The 17218-nt window shown below is 58.2% G+C and carries 17 protein-coding genes; 14 read left to right on the forward strand and 3 right to left on the reverse strand.

Features of this window, described 5'->3' with window-relative positions; all coding sequences use genetic code 11:
• Positions 1 to 24: 24 nt before the first annotated feature.
• Positions 25 to 678: a protein-methionine-sulfoxide reductase heme-binding subunit MsrQ gene (locus tag AC23D4_RS18820; RefSeq protein WP_472903883.1), complete on the forward strand. Its 654-nt coding sequence runs from the start codon at positions 25 to 27 to the stop codon at positions 676 to 678.
• A gap of 19 nt (positions 679 to 697) precedes the next feature.
• Here AC23D4_RS18820 and lysA read toward each other — a convergent pair whose 3' ends face one another.
• Both lysA and lptM read right to left on the reverse strand, forming a co-directional pair.
• Positions 698 to 1996, reverse strand: coding sequence for a diaminopimelate decarboxylase (lysA, locus tag AC23D4_RS18825; RefSeq protein ID WP_472887097.1), 1299 nt, complete (start codon positions 1994 to 1996; stop codon positions 698 to 700).
• A 64-nt stretch (positions 1997 to 2060) separates the two neighbouring features.
• Positions 2061 to 2216 carry an LPS translocon maturation chaperone LptM gene (gene lptM / locus AC23D4_RS18830; protein WP_472887098.1) on the reverse strand — a complete coding sequence of 52 codons (156 nt, stop codon included), beginning with the start codon at positions 2214 to 2216 and terminating at the stop codon, positions 2061 to 2063.
• A 72-nt stretch (positions 2217 to 2288) separates the two neighbouring features.
• Between lptM and cyaY the strand changes: the two genes are divergently transcribed.
• Positions 2289 to 2618 carry an iron donor protein CyaY gene (gene cyaY / locus AC23D4_RS18835; RefSeq protein ID WP_305360185.1) on the forward strand — a complete coding sequence of 110 codons (330 nt, stop codon included), beginning with the start codon at positions 2289 to 2291 and terminating at the stop codon, positions 2616 to 2618.
• Here cyaY and AC23D4_RS18840 read toward each other — a convergent pair.
• Positions 2608 to 5025: a penicillin-binding protein 1A gene (locus AC23D4_RS18840; RefSeq protein ID WP_472887099.1), complete on the reverse strand. Its 2418-nt coding sequence runs from the start codon at positions 5023 to 5025 to the stop codon at positions 2608 to 2610. The genes cyaY and AC23D4_RS18840 overlap by 11 nt on opposite strands.
• Positions 5026 to 5295: 270 nt before the next feature.
• Between AC23D4_RS18840 and AC23D4_RS18845 the strand changes: the two genes are divergently transcribed.
• The 12 genes from AC23D4_RS18845 (at position 5296) to AC23D4_RS18900 (ending at position 17064) form a co-directional block, all read left to right on the forward strand.
• Positions 5296 to 6375, forward strand: coding sequence for a pilus assembly protein PilM (locus AC23D4_RS18845; RefSeq protein WP_472887114.1), 1080 nt, complete (start codon positions 5296 to 5298; stop codon positions 6373 to 6375).
• Entirely contained in the window at positions 6372 to 6995 is a 624-nt protein-coding gene (locus AC23D4_RS18850) for a PilN domain-containing protein (protein ID WP_472887100.1), read from the forward strand. The genes AC23D4_RS18845 and AC23D4_RS18850 overlap by 4 nt, the downstream gene beginning before the upstream one ends.
• Positions 6996 to 7006: 11 nt before the next feature.
• A complete protein-coding gene (locus AC23D4_RS18855) occupies positions 7007 to 7687 on the forward strand; it encodes a type IV pilus inner membrane component PilO (protein ID WP_472887101.1) in 681 nt (226 codons plus the stop codon).
• An 8-nt stretch (positions 7688 to 7695) separates the two neighbouring features.
• A complete protein-coding gene (locus AC23D4_RS18860) occupies positions 7696 to 8259 on the forward strand; it encodes a pilus assembly protein PilP (protein WP_472887102.1) in 564 nt (187 codons plus the stop codon).
• Positions 8256 to 10409, forward strand: coding sequence for a type IV pilus secretin PilQ (locus tag AC23D4_RS18865; protein WP_472887103.1), 2154 nt, complete (start codon positions 8256 to 8258; stop codon positions 10407 to 10409). The genes AC23D4_RS18860 and AC23D4_RS18865 overlap by 4 nt, the downstream gene beginning before the upstream one ends.
• A gap of 17 nt (positions 10410 to 10426) precedes the next feature.
• Complete coding sequence (locus AC23D4_RS18870; RefSeq protein WP_472887104.1) at positions 10427 to 10816, forward strand: hypothetical protein; 390 nt, start codon at positions 10427 to 10429, stop codon at positions 10814 to 10816.
• Positions 10817 to 10946: 130 nt separating this feature from the next.
• Positions 10947 to 11501 carry a shikimate kinase gene (locus tag AC23D4_RS18875; RefSeq protein WP_472887115.1) on the forward strand — a complete coding sequence of 185 codons (555 nt, stop codon included), beginning with the start codon at positions 10947 to 10949 and terminating at the stop codon, positions 11499 to 11501.
• 81 nt (positions 11502 to 11582) lie between these two features.
• Positions 11583 to 12704 (forward strand): 3-dehydroquinate synthase, encoded by a 1122-nt coding sequence (gene aroB / locus AC23D4_RS18880; protein ID WP_472887105.1) that lies wholly within the window; start codon positions 11583 to 11585, stop codon positions 12702 to 12704.
• Positions 12705 to 12774: 70 nt separating this feature from the next.
• Complete coding sequence (locus tag AC23D4_RS18885; RefSeq protein WP_472887116.1) at positions 12775 to 13941, forward strand: deoxyguanosinetriphosphate triphosphohydrolase; 1167 nt, start codon at positions 12775 to 12777, stop codon at positions 13939 to 13941.
• Complete coding sequence (locus tag AC23D4_RS18890; RefSeq protein WP_472887106.1) at positions 13938 to 15185, forward strand: MFS transporter; 1248 nt, start codon at positions 13938 to 13940, stop codon at positions 15183 to 15185. The genes AC23D4_RS18885 and AC23D4_RS18890 overlap by 4 nt, the downstream gene beginning before the upstream one ends.
• 132 nt (positions 15186 to 15317) lie before the next feature.
• Positions 15318 to 16019 carry a transposase gene (locus AC23D4_RS18895; RefSeq protein WP_472887107.1) on the forward strand — a complete coding sequence of 234 codons (702 nt, stop codon included), beginning with the start codon at positions 15318 to 15320 and terminating at the stop codon, positions 16017 to 16019.
• Positions 16020 to 16080: 61 nt separating this feature from the next.
• The gene (locus AC23D4_RS18900; protein ID WP_472887108.1) at positions 16081 to 17064 is read left to right on the forward strand and encodes an IS5 family transposase; all 984 of its coding nucleotides are present in this window, start codon (positions 16081 to 16083) and stop codon (positions 17062 to 17064) included.
• Positions 17065 to 17218 lie beyond the last annotated feature (154 nt).

The following is a 17218-nucleotide window of genomic DNA, read 5'->3' on the forward strand; positions in this document are numbered from 1 at the left end:
GTCCCCGCGAACCGATCTGGGTTGGTGGATTCGGCCACCACGCCGCGCAAGGCAGGGCCGCTCGTGAACCGGTGGCTCTCGCACCGCGTTGCCAAACCCCTGTTTTTCATTCTGTGCAGCCTGCCGGCGGTCTGGCTGTTCTGGGCTGCATGGAACGACCAGCTTGGCGCCAATCCGGCCGAAGCCCTGATCCGGTCACTGGGCGACTGGAGCCTGCGAGCGCTGGTGCTGGTGTTGCTGGTGACGCCGTTGCGGGTGTTGGCGGCGTGGCCCGCGCTGGCCCGCCTGCGCCGCATGCTGGGTTTGTTCGTGTTTTTCTACGCCAGCCTGCACCTGACGGCCTACGCGTGGTTCGACATGGGTTTCGAGTGGCGCGACCTGCTGGCCGATCTGGCCAAGCGGCCCTTCATTCTGGTCGGCTTTGGCAGTTGGGTGTTGCTGATGATCATGGCGGCCACCTCGTTCAATCGGGCCATCCGGGCGATGGGGGCGGCGCGCTGGAAGTTGCTGCACCGAAGTGTGTACGCCGTGGCTTGCTTGGCGGTGCTGCATTTTTTCTGGATGCGCAGCGGCAAGAACGACTTCGCGGAGGTGGGTGTTTACGCGGTTCTGTTGGCAGCGTTGCTGGGCTGGCGTGTGTGGCGGCGCTGGCGACCCAGCGGCCGGCCAACGCCTTGAACGCGTGCGGGCCGGTGGCTCAGGTGGCAGAGATCAGCATTTCGTTGCGGAACTGATCGGCTGCGGTCTCTCGTGACCGGATCAGCGTTGCATGGTCGCCGTCGACCAGCACCTCGGCCGCCCTGCCACGCGTGTTGTAGTTGCTGGCCATGCTCATGCAATAGGCGCCAGCGGACATCACCGCGAGCACATCACCCGCCTGCACCGCCAGACGCCGGTCGCGCCCAAGCCAGTCACCACTTTCACACACCGGGCCGACGACGTCCCAGGTGGTGGGGGGAACGTCCTGGCGCGGCGACAGTGGCACGATCTGGTGAAAGGCCTGGTACATGGCTGGGCGCGGCAGGTCGTTCATGGCCGCGTCCACGATCAGGAAGTTCTTGTGTTCACCCGGCTTGAGGTAGAGCACCTCGGTCAGGCAGACGCCCGCGTTGCCCACCAGGGACCGGCCCGGCTCGATGACCAGCTTGCGCTGGCCATAGCCTCGGGCATCAAGTTTTTCCAGCAAGCGTTGCCAGAGCACATCGGCCGCTGGCGGGGTTTCACCCTGGTAGTTGATGCCCAGGCCACCGCCCAGATCCAGGTGTTCGAGTGGTACCCCGGCGGCTTCGATCGCGCTCACCAGGTCCAGCATGCGATCCAGGGCGTTCAGATAAGGATCGATGTCGGTTATCTGCGACCCGATGTGGCAATCGATACCGACCACTCGCAAACCGGCGCAGCTGGCGGCGTGTCGGTAGGTGGCGAGCACGTTTTCGTGCGCGATGCCGAATTTGTTGTCTTTGAGGCCGGTCGAAATATAGGGGTGGGTCTTGGCGTCCACATTGGGGTTGACGCGCACGCTCACAGGCGCGCGCAGGCCCATGCTCTGCGCAACCGCATCGAGCACGTCCAACTCGGCGTTGCTCTCCACGTTGAAGCAGCCGATGCCGGCTTCCAGCGCGCGGCGCATTTCAGCGCACGTTTTTCCAACACCGGAGAAGATGATGCGCGTTGGCTCCACTCCAACGGCCAAAGCACGTTCCAGCTCGCCGCCAGAGACGATGTCGAGCCCGCAGCCAGCTTGCACCAGGGTCTGCAGGATGGCCAGATTCGAGTTGGCCTTCATGGCGTAGCAGATCAGGTGCTCGCGCCCCTGGAGTCCGCGCTGGTACGCGGCCAATGCATCGAGCATGGCCGCACGGCTGTAAATAAATAAGGGTGTTCCGTACTGCGTGGCCAGCGTATCCAGCGCGATGCCCTCGATCGTGAGTCGATCGCTCTGGTAGCTGAAGCCGGGAGGCAGCGACGGGGCGGATGAACCGGTCAAGGTGTGCATGGTGGAATCAGGGCGGCTCGGTGGCCGCGAACAACCGCAGCCGGTGCCTGCTGCAAAATGGGTTTCAGCGCTGCGGAGTCTCGTCCAGCGTGTCCGTTGCAGCGGGGAGGGTGGCCGGATAGGGCGTGGCAGGCCGTGCATCGGGTTGCGTGCTGGGCAGGTAGAGCGGCCCCTTTTGCCCACAACCGGCACCCGCCAAGCTCAGGGCGATCAGGGCCATGCAACCCGCGACACGGACATTGGCGAATGCTGCGCCTAGAATTCGATGCATCTTCATAGTGGGTGCATTGTAATGACCGATATCGAGTATCTGGATCGCGCCGAGGCCTTGCTCACCGCCATTGAACTGGCTTGCGACCGCATCAATGATCAGACAACGGCGGATATTGACAACCAGCGCGTGGGCGGCATGGTGACGTTGACCTTTGCCAACCGCAGCCAGATCATCGTGAATCTGCAGAAACCGCTGCAGGAGGTCTGGATGGCGGCCCGTGCGGGTGGCTTTCACTACAGGTACGACGGGGCCCAGTGGATGGACAGCAAAGGCCAGGGCGAGTTTTTCTCACACCTGTCACGTTGTGCAACCGAGCAGGCGGGCCAGCCACTGACGTTCAGTTCCTGAACAGATCGAGGATCGTGCGCCGGTCTTCTTCGGTATCGTTCGGTGGGCTGGCCATCTCTTCAGGTGTGGGGTCGCTTTCAACCGGGCGGCCGGGCCAAGGATCCCGCAAACCGAGGCCATGCACGCCCTGGCCAGGGCCAAATTCCTCGTAGTACCAGTCGCCACCGACGCGAATCACGCCCGATGGCGGTTTGTACTCGGCCACCGGTACCCCTTTGAGCGCTTCGGTCATGTAGTCGATCCAGATCGGCAGACTCAGGCCGCCACCCGTTTCACGGCTGCCCAGATTGCGTGGCGTGTCGTACCCCACCCAAACCGTCGCCACCAGTGTGGGGTGGTAGCCCACGAACCAGGCGTCCATGGAGTCGTTGGTGGTGCCAGTCTTTCCGTAAAGGTCGGGGCGTTTCAGCGTTGCCTGGACACGCGCGGCCGTGCCGGTTCGCGTGATCTCCTGCAGCAGGCTGTTCATGATGAAGGCGTTGCGTTCATCGATGACCTGGCGCGAGGTGTCCACCGTTGCGGGTGGCGTATCAAACAGCACCTTTCCCCGTTGTTCGACCACGCGGGTGATCAGGACGGGTGTGACACGATGCCCCCCGTTGGCGAACACGGCAAAACCGGTGGTCATCTGCATCGGGGTGACCGCGCCAGCGCCGAGGGCCATGGTCAGGTAGGGGGGATGTTTCTCCGGCGGGAAACCGAATCGGGCGATCCACTCCTGCGCGCTTTTCGTTCCAACGAGTTGCAGCACCCGGATCGACACCATGTTCTTGGACTTGGCCAGCGCGCGGCGTACCGACATCGGGCCTTCGAACTGTCCGTCGTAGTTTTTGGGTTCCCAGGGCTTTCCGCCTGTCTGCTCGGCGCTATAGAAAAGCGGTGCGTCGTTCACCACGGTCGTGGGTGTCAGACCTTTTTCAAGTGCGGCGGAGTAGATGAAGGGCTTGAAGCTGGAGCCCGGCTGGCGCCAAGCCTGGGTCACATGGTTGAACTTGTTCTTCTGGAAGTCGAAGCCACCGACCAGTGCGTGCACAGCGCCGGTGTTGGGATCCATCGCCACGAAGGCAGACTCGACCTCGGGCAACTGGCTGATGCGCCACTCGGTTGCCGAAATCCTGACCACTCGGACCACGGCCCCCGGACGGAGCTTGATGGAAGGGGCGGCCTTTTCCGCAAGACCCGATTGCACGGGGCGCAGGCCGGCGCCGGTGATCGCAAAGGGCTCCCCATCCTGGCGAACCACCACCACCTTGCGAGGTCCGGCTTCAAGCACGACGGCCGAGAGCAGGTCGCCGTTGTCGGGGTGCTCCGCCAGCACGCCATCAATCACATCCTCGCGTGCGGCATTGTCTGTCGGCAGGTTGACGAAGAACTCGGGGCCACGGTACTTCTGGCGGCTCTCGTAGGTCAGGATACCCTTTCGCAGTGCCTGGTAAGCGGCTTGTTGTTCGCTGGATTGAAGCGTGGTGGTGACGGTCAGGCCGCGGGTGTAGGCCTCCTCACCGTATTGGGCCACCATGGACTGGCGAACCATCTCGGCAACAAATTCACCATGAACCCGTACCGGTCCGCCCACCGGTCGAAGTTTGAGTTCTTCGACCTTGGCTTCTTGGGCTTGTTCGGCGGTGATGAATTCGTTCTCGAGCATGCGCTCGATGATGTGGAGTTGCCTGGCGCGTGCGCGCTTGGGGTTGGAGATGGGGTTGTACGCCGAGGGTGCCTTGGGCAGTCCTGCCAACATGGCGGCTTCGGCGATGCTCACGTCCTTGAGCGGCTTGCCGAAGTAGGTCTGTGACGCAGTGGCAAAGCCATAGGCTCGTTGACCCAGAAAGATCTGGTTCATGTAGATCTCAAGTATCTGCTCTTTGCTCAGCAGGTATTCCAGCTTGAACGTGAGCAGTACCTCATAGATCTTGCGTGTGTAGCTCTTTTCTGCCGACAAGTAGACGTTTCGGGCTACCTGCATCGTGATGGTGGATGCTCCCTGGCTTTTCGCCTGCCCCAGATTGGCCAGCACTGCCCGGAGCATGCCCCGATAGTCGACTCCGCCGTGTTCGAAAAAGCGGGCGTCCTCTATCGCGAGAACGGCATTTTTCATGACATCCGGGATTTCTTTGATGGGAAGAAGGCTGCGGCGTTCTTCGCCGAATTCCCCGATCAGATGCCCGTCGGCTGTCAGCACCCGAAGGGGCAGTTTGGGGCGGTAATCGGCGAGAGCACCCACATCTGGCAAGTTGGGGTAGGCCACGGCCAGTCCGATCCCCACACCCAGAAAGAGCGTGAGCAATGCTGCCAGCAACAACCCTGTCAAACCTGCAAGAGCGCGTCCAAGCCACGCCAGCAAACCAGCTTTCTTGGAGGGGGTTGGCTCGGACGAGCGGGATGTGGCGGGATCGTGTTGGGGCATGCGAACAGTCAGGGCGAGGGAGGCTGATTATAAAAATCGGCCTGCGGTGAAGATGTCAGCGCAGAAGCGGATATTGTGAGTTGTTGTGTGTTTCTTCTCTTTCTGCGTGATGCCTGTCCGCCGGGAGTGGTGGGTTTGCGTATGCTTTTGGCAACGTTCTCTTTTGTGTCAAAGGTAGAAAATCTTTGCTGCACAAGGGGCTTGCTGCTAGCATTCAAGTGAAATCTTAAGTCTGGCGCCTTGCCGCGCTTCTATTTTTTGGGGGTCACCTTGATCTCATTGGGGTCGTTTTTCAGCCGTGATCCGGCACCGTTGTTGGGCATTGACGTCAGCTCTTCCAGTGTCAAGCTGGTCGAGTTGAGCCGCAATCGTTCAGGTGATCTGGTGTTGGAGCGTTGTGCCATCGAGCCCTTGGAGCGAGGGTGGATCACCGATGGGAACATCGAAAAGTTCGATGAAGTGGCCGAAGCTGTGCGCCGGGTGGTCCGCAAAAGTGGCAGCAAAACAAAAAACGTGGCGATGGCGTTGCCTGCATCGGCTGTGATCACCAAAAAAATCGTTCTTCCCGGTGGCCTGTCTGAAAAAGAGCTTGAGGTGCAGGTCGAGTCGGAGGCCAACCAATACATCCCTTTCTCGCTCGATGAAGTCAGTCTCGATTTCTGCGTGGTGGGGCCGAGCGCCAACTCGGTCGGAGATGCCGAGGTTTTGATCGCAGCTTCACGCAAGGAAAAGGTGTCTGACCGACAGGGTCTCGCTGAGGCCGCCGGCCTCAAGCCGGTCATCATGGACGTCGAACCCTATGCTTCCCGGATGGCGGCAGGGCGGGTCATCGAGACGCTGCCCAATCAAGGCGTGGACTCTCTTGTGGCCTTGTTTGAGGTGGGTGCCCTGACCACCAGCATGCAGGTGATGCGCAACGATGACGTGTTGTATGAACGCGATCAAGCCTTCGGAGGCGCCCAGCTGACGCAATTGATCGTGCGCCAGTATGGTTTTTCCGCGGACGAGGCTGAGGCCAAAAAGCGATCAGGCGATCTGCCTGATGATTATCGCTCGGCTGTGCTGGAGCCATTTATTGAAAGTATGGCGCAAGAAATCGGACGTGCGTTGCAGTTTTTCTTCACCAGCACCCCCTACAACAAGGTTGATCACATCTTGCTGGCCGGAGGCAGTGCGGCATTGCCTGGCTTGATCGAAGGGGTCACTCATCAGACTTCGTTTGCCTGCATGGTGATCAATCCGTTCGATGGTATGGAAATGGCTTCCGGCGTACAGGCGCGAAAGATCGCGCGTGAAGCTCCATCCTATCTAACCTCCACTGGCTTGGCGTTGCGGAGGTTTTACCAATGATTTTGATCAATTTGCTACCTCATCGAGAGGCAGCGCGAAAAAGGCAGAAAGAACAGTTCTTTACACAGCTGGGGCTGTCTGCCCTGCTTGGAGGGATCATCTGCGGTGCGGTATTCACATGGTATCAAGGGAAAATCGCGGAGCAGCAGCAGCGGAATTCGTTTCTTCAAAGCAAGACGAAAGAGCTGGATGCTGAAATCAAGGATATTGCAAGCCTTCAGGCGCAAATTGCTTCTCTGCGGGCGAGGCAAACCGCTGTGGAGGATCTTCAGGCGGATCGAAACATGCCTGTTCACCTGCTTGACGAGCTGGTGGCGCAGCTGCCCGACGGTATTTATCTGAAAAGCATGAAGCAAGAAAATCAAAGCGTCTTGCTGGAAGGCGTGGCCCAATCACAAGAACGGGTTTCTGAGTTGTTGCGAAATCTTGCGAACAACTCGTCCTGGCTCGGGAAGCCTGAGTTGATCGAAATCGTTGCAGCCAACGCAACCGTTTCAAACCGTGAGCAACGCAGGGTATCGAATTTCAAGATCAGAGTGGCTCTCAATCGCCCCACTGGTTCGAATGCCGTTGGGCAGGGTGCTGCGGGAGCAACGTCTCCAGCACCAGGAAAAGTCTGATCGGGGTAATCATGGCTCTATCACCTACCATCAACCTCGATTTCAAGTCGGTTCAGGATACGCTTCAGAGGCAGTTTTCCGGCCTCGATCCCAACGATCCTTCTTCCTGGCCATCGCTGCCGCGAAATCTTCTCTACGTATTGGTTTGCGCCGCTGTTATTGCCGGTCTTTGGTTTTTTTGGCTAAAGGCTGTTGATGAGGAGTTGCTGGCTGAGCAAACCCGCGAACAGCAGTTGCGAGAAGACTATCGAAAAAAACTGGTTCAGGCGGTCAATCTGGATGCGCTGAAGAAGCAGCTTGAACAGGTTCAACAATACGTTAATCAACTGGAAAAGCAACTTCCCAGCAAGGCAGAAATGGATGCCTTGTTGTCTGATATCAACCAGGCTGGTTTGGGTCGCAGTTTGCAATTCGAGCTGTTTCGCCCAGGTCAGGTCTCGGTGAAGGAGTACTATGCGGAACTTCCAATCGCTGTGCGCGTGACGGGTGGGTATCACGACATTGGTCTTTTTGCAGCGGACATTGCAAAACTTTCTCGCATCGTGACTTTGAACAATCTGTCCCTTGCTCCTGTGAGGGACCGGGATGGTACATTGACCATGGACTGCACAGCCAAAACGTTCCGGTATCTGGATCAAGAGGAAATCGAGCTGCAGCAAAAAGCAGCCACTACCAAGGGCGCGTCCAAATGAGCTTCTCAATGAGCTGGCGCCAAAGAGGCGGGATTCGGCGTGTTGCACTGATCATGTGTTCAATGGCATTCCTTCAGGGCTGCGGAAGTGCAGATGAGGAAGAGTTGAGCATCTGGATGCAAAACGAACGGAACTCGATAACGCCGGATGTCAAGCCAATTCCAGCGCCTACAAAGTTTGAACCATACGCCTATGCAGGTGAAAGGCTTCTGGAGCCTTTTAGCAGCGAAAAATTGGCGAGTATTTTGCGTGGTGGGCAAAGTCTTTCCGCAGGAAGCTCAGCATTGATTGATGCTGAGATGAGCCGACGGAAACAACCTTTGGAGGCATTTCCGCTGGATACCATGTCGATGGTGGGCAGTCTGAATCGCGCTGGAAAGCTCGTTGCCTTGGTGAGGGTGGATCAACTTCTTTACCAGGTTACTCAAGGTAATTACCTTGGTCAAAACTATGGACGCGTGTTGAGAATTTCTGAAAATGAAATCAATTTACGCGAAATTGTGCAAGATGCGGCGGGTGAGTGGATTGAGCGTCCAGCGACATTGCAGTTACAAGAGGAAGTTTCAAAATGACAAAATCTTATGGCGTGATCAACTCTGAGTCAAAGGAGCGGAGTTTGCGCAAACTGTCTTTGTTTGTGGCCATTGTCATGACTTCGTGCTTGGCACACGCCCAGAATGCGATCCAATCGTTGACTGGTGGATTGCAGGCCGGCGTGGAGGTTGTGCGTATAGACACCGCAGAGGCTTTGACTGCTCTGCCCACCGGATTCACGATCCAATCACCCGCGCGGATCGCATTGGATTTCCCGGGTGTGGTGAATGCCATGGGTAGAAATACCGTGGAGTTGAATCAGGGAAACTTGCGATCCGCCAATGTGGTTCAAGCGGGCGACCGGACCCGGGTGGTGATCAATCTGAAGCAGCCCGCTGCATACCAGGCCAAACTGGATGGAAAGACTTTGCTGCTGGTCCTTGATCGGACCGAGGCAGGTGCCCCCTTTCCGAGTGGCCCTGCGGTGTTTGCGCCTGTGCAGGGTGATCAAACGGTTGCGCTTAAAGACATTGATTTTCGGCGCGGAGCTGGCAATTCGGGGCGGATTGTGGTCGATCTTGCGAGTAACCAGGTCGGCGTTGATATTCGCCAGCAGGGCAAGGATCTTGTTGTGGACTTTTTGCGCACCTCTTTGCCTGAAGGGTTGAACCGCAAACTGGATGTGACCGATTTCGGGACCCCCGTCCAAACTGTGGTTACCAGTCAGATCGGTGACCGTGTTCGCATGACGGTTACGCCAAAGGGCAACTGGGAACATTCTGCCTATCAGAGTGACAATCAGTTTGTGCTGGAAGTTCGCGAACAGAAAGTGGATGAATCCAAGCTGACTCAAGGACCTGGCTACAACGGGGAAAAGTTGTCGCTTAATTTCCAGAATATTGAAGTCAGATCTTTACTTCAGGTCATTGCGGACTTCACCAATTTCAACATTGTCACCTCGGATTCGGTGAGTGGGGCTGTGACATTGCGGTTGAAAGATGTTCCATGGGATCAGGCTTTGGATATCATTCTTCAGGCCAAAGGTTTGGGAATGCGGAAAAGCGGGAATGTCCTCTGGATAGCTCCTCAGGATGAAATCGCGGCTCGTGAAAAGCAGGAGCTGGAAGCCAAGGCATCCCTTGAAAGTCTTGAAACACTGCGTACTCAGAGTTTCCAGATGAACTATGCAAAAGCGAGTGACGTTGCTGCTCAACTTGCTGCCACAGGAGGCGGCGCTTCTGGTGCCGGTGCGCGGATATTGTCTGCGCGTGGAAGCGCGATTGCTGAGCCGCGAACAAACCAGCTTTTTGTGACGGATGTGCCCTCCAAACTGGAGCAGGTGCAGCAATTGATCAGTAAACTGGACATCCCCATCCGGCAGGTTCTGATCGAAGCCCGGATTGTGGAAGCAGATGACCGTTTCGGGCGTTCGTTGGGTGTACGACTGGGTGGCAGTGACCTGCGTGGTGTTCGTGGAGGGGATGCGGGCTATGCAGCCGGTGGTCGGAATCGCATCGCCATTGGTGGCAGCTACAACGCTGTGTCAAGCACCACCGTTGAATCTGAAAACGTGCTCGATACGATCAATACGAGTTTCGTCAATTTGCCCTCTGCAGGTGCCGGCGGTTTTCTTCCTGCCGCGTTTGCCTTGTCCTTGTTCAGCTCGGCGGCGAATCGTTTTCTAAATCTTGAAATTTCTGCTCTGGAAGCGGATGGGCGAGGAAAAATCGTTTCGAGCCCTCGGGTAGTGACGGCAGACCAGGTTAAAGCGTTGATTGAACAAGGCACAGAGTTTCCCTATCAGACGGCGACGTCCAGTGGAGCAACGGCTGTTGCTTTTCGAAAGGCCAATCTCAAGCTGGAGGTCACTCCCCAAATCACGCCTGAAGGCAGCATCATTCTTGATGTTGATATCAACAAAGACAGCCGTGGTGAAACGACCGCTGCTGGCATTGCGATCAATACGAAGCATGTCCAGACACAAGTACTCATAGAGAATGGTGGTACTGTGGTGATTGGTGGTATCTTTGAACAAAATGAAACTGAAGATGTCACCAAGGTCCCGTTGTTTGGAGACCTTCCTGTGGTGGGGAATCTGTTCAAGAATAAAAACAGAACCGCGAACAAGTCAGAGCTGCTGATCTTCATCACGCCGCGTACGATCGGTGACAGAGGCGTGTCTCGGTAATTTTTTAGAGATCGATCATGAAAAAATTGAGTTTGCTTTCCCGGGTTTTGACGGTTTCGGCGTTGTCGTTCGCAGTTGTTGCCTGTGGTGGCGGCGGAGACGTAGCGGGCGATACAGAAGAGTTTTTTACCAATCCCGATGAGTGGAAAGTGGCTTCTTTGGGTTGTGGAGGCGGAGCTCAAGTCGTTGTCACGATCGTCGGGGGAACTCCTCCTTACAGGATCCACAATCCCTTTCCCAGGGGGCTGCAAGTGGATAGAACAGAGGTCAGTGGAAAGGATCCGAAGTTTCGGATCACCACACTTGGTGGCTGTATGGAAACGGTTCCCGTCCTGGTTCTTGACTATCATTCTCGATCAACAGAGATTGAAATTACAGTTGAAGAGCCAGAAGAAGTGGTCGAGTGAATCGGAATTTTTTGCGTTGCTGTTGGGTTGTCTTGGTATTTATCTGTTGTGAGATGGGTTCAATATTCACATCAGATAGGTGATAAATTATAGAAATCGATACCGTGCTGATTATCTTGTGCCGCGTTCATTGCTGATTTCGTTGGTGGGTTTGCCAGGGTCTGGCAAGTCCACCATCGGCCGCCAACTGGGTCGCCGGCTTGCTGTTCCTTTTTTTGACTCGGATCATGTGATCGAGCAGCGACTTGGATGCTCGATCCGGGAGTACTTTGATCGCGAAGGCGAAAGCAGTTTCCGTGATCTGGAAGCAGCGGTGATTGACGAGTTGACGCTCGGGCCTTCTTGCGTATTGTCGACCGGTGGTGGCTCGGTCTTGCGAGCGGCGAATCGAACTTGTCTTCACGAGCGCAGTCATGTGGTGTATTTGCGCTCCTCACCTGAAGAGGTTTTCCGGCGTCTGAGACACGACAGGAACAGGCCACTTCTTCAAGTTGCGGATCCCCTCCAGCGGCTTCGCGATTTGTTTGTGCAGCGTGACCCTTTGTACAGGGAGGCGGCGCACTTCGTTATCGAGACGGGGCGACCTTCGGTGTCGACCCTTGTCAACATGATCGTGATGCAACTGGAACTGGCCGGCGTCGTGAATGATGGCTCGGCGCGTGATCAGGGCTCTGGCAAGGCTTGATTGCTCATGCAGGTATCTTCGGGCAACCGAGGGGTACAGGATCCTCACTTGCCGCTGCCAGAGGCTCTACACTCTGGCTCTATGCAAGAGACCACATCAGCAAAGCTGCAGTCCCAGGTTGGAATCCACTTGGGTGAACGAAGCTATCAGATAGCCATTGGCAGCGACTTGCTTGGTTCACCACATTGTTACGACGGGTTGCCCGCTGCCAGAACAGCGATCATCGTGACCAACGAAACGATTGCGCCGTTGTACCTGAAACCCTTGGTGAGTGCCCTGGACAAACACTATCCGGTGGTGGGCCACGTGGTTCTGCCTGATGGTGAGGTTTACAAGACCTGGGCGTCTCTCAACCTGATATTTGATGCCTTGCTTGAGCAGGGGTGTGATCGCAGAACGGTGTTGTTTGCCTTGGGTGGTGGCGTTGTCGGAGACATGACCGGGTTTGCTGCAGCGACTTACATGCGGGGGGTGCCTTTTGTGCAGGTCCCCACGACGTTGCTGGCCCAGGTCGACTCGTCTGTGGGGGGGAAAACCGGCATCAATCATCCAATGGGCAAGAACATGATTGGTGCGTTCTACCAACCGCAGCGGGTGATCTGCGATCTGGATACGCTCAAGACGCTGCCGGAGAGGGAGCTGAGTGCGGGCCTTGCCGAAGTCATCAAGTACGGACCCATTGCCGATGCGGCTTTCATGGAATGGATCGAAGCGAATATGGATCTGCTGCGTTCTCGCGATCCTGTTGCACTGGCTTTTGCGGTCAAGCGCAGTTGTGAAATCAAGGCCCAGGTGGTGGGGGCGGATGAACGGGAGGCCGGACTTCGGGCAGTTCTCAACTTTGGTCATACCTTCGGCCATGCGATTGAGGCAGGCATGGGATACGGGCAATGGTTGCACGGTGAGGCGGTGGGTTGCGGCATGATCATGGCCGCGCGGCTGTCGCAACGCCTTGACTTGATCGATTCAGCCTATGTGGACCGTCTGACCCGTTTGATTGAGCGAGCCGGTCTGCCCATTGTGGCGCCCGTTCTGGACGACAAGGACAACGCGGGCAGATACTTGGCGTTGATGCGTGTGGACAAAAAGGCCGAGGCTGGTGAGATCAAATTTGTGTTGATCGACAGGCCCGGACAGGCGGTCGTCCGCAGCGCACCAGACGGACTCGTGACCGAGGTGATACAAGCCAGTTGTTGCCAGTGAGTTCGATGTGTCAGCAAATGGCGGCATGCCGAGTCCAGTTGGTGACCCCGGGATGCACATGAACAACGGTATGGGGCTGGCGCTGTACGCATGCCACCCCGGCAGCAGCAGGGGCCGGCGATTCAGCGAGCCCGAAGCACCCACGCGCACGGCTTTCCAGAGAGATCGTGATCGCATCATTCACAGCACGGCTTTCCGCCGGCTGGTGTACAAGACCCAGGTGTTTCTGAACCATGAGGGCGATCTGTTCCGCACGCGTCTGACCCATTCGCTGGAAGTGGCGCAATTGGGGCGCAGCATTGCCCGTTCGCTGGGCTTGAACGAAGACCTGGTGGAGGCCATCGCTCTGGCGCATGACCTGGGCCATACACCGTTTGGACACGCAGGCCAGGATGCGTTGAACGCCTGCATGAAAGGCCAGACATCGTTGCAGAGTGGACCCCGATCGGTCGATCAAGCCGGCTTTGAACACAACCTCCAGAGTCTGAGGGTTGTCGACGCGCTGGAGGAGCGCTATCCCGACTTTGATGGATTGAACCTCACATTTGAGACGCGGGAGGGCATTCTGAAACACTGTTCACCGGCGAATGCAAGGCGTCTCTGCGTCCACGATACCACCGGTGTGGCGCTGCGTTTCTTGACGGGTGGCTCTCCTTCTCTGGAGGCGCAACTGTGCAATCTTGCTGACGAGATCGCCTACAACGCGCACGACATCGACGATGGCGTGCGCTCCGGTTTGCTGAGCATGGAACAGCTTGGGGCGGTGCCCTTGTTTGAGCGGTATCAGCGGCTGGTGCTGGAGAAACATCCGCGACTCGATGGCCGCCGGCTGTTGTTTGAGGTGATCCGGCGAATGCTCAGCGACCAGGTCTACGACGTGATCGACACGTCGCGCACCCGAATCGGCACGTCGAAGGTCGGCTGTGTGGATGATGTGCGGGCGCAAGGCACCCTGGTGGCGTTCTCGGAGGAGATGCGTGACCGGTCATCTGACCTGAAGCAATTCCTCCTGCGCAATCTGTACCGCCACCCGCAGGTATTGGAAACAACCGAACGGGCCCGGCGGGTGGTGTCGGAGCTGTTTGCCTTCTATATGGAGCAGCCTCATGAACTTCCCCCTGGCCACCAACCCGCCACGCAGCAGGCGCGGGCCGTTGCCGACTACATAGCGGGCATGACCGATCGCTTTGCGATTCGTGAACATGAGCGTCTGAGTGGTCTGGTGCTCTTCCCGTGAGAGAGTCCACGTCCGTACCCGAACGCGATCCCGTGGTGTTGGCGGCGGTTGTGGTTGGGGTTGGCGTTGTCTGCGCCCTGCATGTGGGCAAACTGCCGGTCGCCATTCCCGTGTTGCAGGCCTCTTTGGGGCTCAGTCTTCTGCAGGCCGGGTTTTTGTTGTCACTGGTTCAGCTCGCCGGCATGACACTGGGTCTGGTTGTGGGGCTGATGGCCGATCACCTGGGACCGCGGCGCGTGATGCTGGCGGGCCTGGGTTTGCTAGCGATGGGCAGCGCATTGGGTGGTTTGTCGACCGGGGTTCATGGGCTGTTGGCGACCCGCGTGCTCGAGGGGTTGGGTTTTCTTCTGGCCGTGCTTCCTGCGCCGGGCTTGCTGCGCCAGCGGGTTCACAATCCGAAAACACTCGCGCGGGCGCTTGGTTGGTGGGGCGCCTACATGCCCTTGGGCACGGCGACCGCACTCCTGTGTGGTGCACCTTTGCTGGAGCTGATCGGGTGGCGTCCGGTGTGGCTTTTGCTGGCGCTGCTGACATTCTTGGCCGCCATCGGGCTTGCTACCCAGGTTTCATATGACCCAACGCATGCGAGGGGCACGGGCTCTGTGGTGGCCACCAAGGCCTTGAAGCCCTGGGCCAGGGTTCAGCTGACGCTGGTCGCTCCGGGACCCTGGTTGGTCGCGCTGGCCTTCTTTCTCTATTCCGGTCAGTGGTTGGCGGTGGTGGGGTTCTTGCCCACGATTTACAGCGAGGCCGGCTACAGCGGCGTGGTGGTGGGTGTTCTGACGGCGCTCGCAGCGGGCATCAACATGGTGGGCAACATCGGTGCGGGACGGTGTCTGGCACGAGGAATGCGCCCCGGCGTGTTGTTGTCGATCGCATACCTGGCCATGGCAATGGGAGCGGTTGTGGCCTTTGGCGCGCAAGGACATCCGGTGTGGCAATACCTCGCCGTGCTGTTGTTTTCCGGCGTGGGCGGTCTGATCCCGGGCACGCTGTTCAGCTTGGCGGTCGTGCTGGCGCCAGGAGAGGCAACGGTGTCCACCACGGTGGGCTGGATGCAGCAGTTTTCAGCGCTGGGTCAGTTTCTCGGGCCACCGTTGGTGGCGTGGGTGGCCACGCAGGCGGGCGGGTGGCACTGGACCTGGGTGGTAACGGCCAGCTGCTCATTGCTGGGCGTCGCACTGGCCGCCCGGTTGCAGCGCGCCTGGACACATCGCGTCCATGCGGTGGTTCGTGCAGCCTGACACGCCATGGGAATCTGTTGAGCCTTGCGCTGAAAGTGGGGGGCCTCCGCCAGTGCCGATTGCCATATCGACGTGATTCTAAAATAGGGTCAGATTCCAAATCCTGCAAAACCTCGCTGACCGTATCGCGTTATGGCCCGTCTTCCACGCCTCACTGTTCCCGGCTACCCGCACCACGTCATACAGCGTGGCAACAACCGGCAGCCGATTTTTTTGGATCCGAAGGATCGGGATCGTATTTTGGCCTTGCTGGCCGAAAACGCGACCAAGTTCAGGGTGGCTGTCCACGCCTATGTGCTGATGGGCAACCATTTCCACCTGCTCGTCACACCCGAAACGGTGGACGGTCTTCCCCGAATGATGCAGGCGGTTGGGCGCAGCTATGTGCGTTATTTCAACGATCGATACGGGCGTACTGGAACGCTCTGGGAAGGGCGCTACCGCTCCACGCTGATCGAAACTGATCGCTACCTGCTGGCCTGCATGGTCTACCTGGACCTGAACCCTGTGCGTGCCGGCATGGTGGGGCAGGCGGGGGACTTCCCCTGGTCCAGCCACGGGCACTACATCGGCCAGCGACATGACAAACTCATCACCCCGCATCCCTTGGTATGGACACTGGGCAACACCCCGTTTGCCCGAGAGGCAGCATACGCCGATCTGGTGCACGCGGGAGTGAGTGCGGAGCTGCAGGCCGCGTTGACAGACTCCGCTCTGCGGGGCTGGGCCTTGGGCGGAACGGATTTTGTGGCGGAGCTCGAAAAACAAACCGATCGTCGCCCGAGCCAGATGCGGGCCGGTCGGCCGGCTTCCCGTGTCAAAAAGTCAGCTTGATTGAGTTAAGGAAGGTCTGCAAAACCTCGGCGCCCCTTGCCCGATGTGAGACAGTGACGTCATGAAGCAAATGAGCCTGGGCGAGAGCGGATTCGAGCGCAAGACCAAGAGGACGCGCAAACGCGAGTTCCTCGACGAGATGAACCTGGTGGTGCCTTGGGCCGAACTGGTTTCGCTGATCACGCCACTCGCACCCGCCCCTGGCGCCAAGGGCGGACGCCCACCGTTCGCCGTTGAGACCATGCTGCGCATCCACTTCATCCAACAGTGGTTCAACCTCTCAGACCCGGCTATGGAAGAGGCGCTGTACGACATGGCACTGTTCCGCGAGTTCGTGGGCCTGGATGCGGGTGAAGACAACCTGCCCGACGAGAGCACGATTCTTCGATTTCGCCACCTGCTCGAAGCGCACAACCTGAGCTTGCAGATCCTGGCCACCGTCAACGCCACGCTGGCAGCCAAGGGGTTGCTGCTCAAAAGCGGCACGGTAGTCGATGCCACGCTGATCGCCGCGCCGAGCTCGACCAAGAACAGCAGCGGTGAACGTGACCCCGAGATGCACCAGACCAAGAAGGGCAATCAGTGGCACTTCGGGATGAAGGCGCACATTGGTGTCGATGCGGAATCGGGCTTGGTGCACACGGTGGTGGGCACAGCGGCCAACGTCAATGACGTGACGCAGGCGCACGCACTGGTGCACGGGGAAGAGACGGACGTCTTTGCCGACGCGGGCTACCAAGGCGTGGGCAAACGGGAAGAGACGCAAGGCATTACGGTCAACTGGCATGTGGCCATGCGACCGGGCAAGCGCAAGGTACTGGACAAGAGCACGCCGATGGGCTCGATCATGGACCAGTTGGAGCAGGCCAAGGCGCGCATCCGGGCCAAGGTCGAACATCCGTTTCGGGTGATCAAGCGCCAGTTCGGGCATGTGAAGGTGCGCTACCGGGGACTGGCCAAGAACACGGCGCAACTGCACACGCTGTTCGCGCTGTCCAACCTGTGGATGGTGCGGCGCACGTTGCTTCAGGAGATGCGGGGATGAGTGCGCCTGCAGATGGCCAGAGGACCGCAAAACGGGGCGAAATCGCCTTTCAAACCGACCTTGCGAGCCTGCAATCACCATCATCTGAAATCGGATGCTTCAACTCACGCTGCGGCGGGTGTTGTGCAGACCTTCCTTAAGTAATTGAATTCAC

It is taken from the genome of Hydrogenophaga sp. L76 (assembly GCF_057654755.1).